Genomic DNA, 367 nt, shown 5'->3' on the forward strand with positions numbered 1-367 from the left:
TATAAATATGATCAAGCGTCACATCTGGGTATTCTTTCGCGACTTCATTGACCACTTCACGCCACAGTACACTGGTTGCCAGCACGTTGGCTTTATCTACAGAAGTCACATGATTGCTTCTAAGTCTCGCTGCATCAAAAGCAAAACGGGCGATGCGTTCGATTTCTTTGCGCGAATAGGTTTGCGTATCAAACGCTGACTCGCTTTCGCCATCACCTTGGCGACCTTTTTCGCCAAAATAAATCCCGCCAGTAAGCTCACGGACGCATAAAATATCAAAACCTTGCTGGCTAATGTCACTGCGTAGTGGAGAGGCGGCGCTCAATGCGGGCAATAGCTGCGCCGGACGCAGATTACAAAATAGCTG

At 48.2% G+C, this 367-nt stretch carries 1 protein-coding gene; it reads right to left on the reverse strand.

Translation table 11 applies throughout. The features are described from left to right. Positions 1 to 367, reverse strand: a 367-nt coding sequence (locus tag CWC11_RS20695; RefSeq protein WP_249330789.1) for an isocitrate/isopropylmalate family dehydrogenase, incomplete at both ends; no start/stop codon positions are given.

It is taken from the genome of Pseudoalteromonas sp. S3178 (assembly GCF_005886985.1).
Classification (GTDB): domain Bacteria; phylum Pseudomonadota; class Gammaproteobacteria; order Enterobacterales; family Alteromonadaceae; genus Pseudoalteromonas; species Pseudoalteromonas carrageenovora.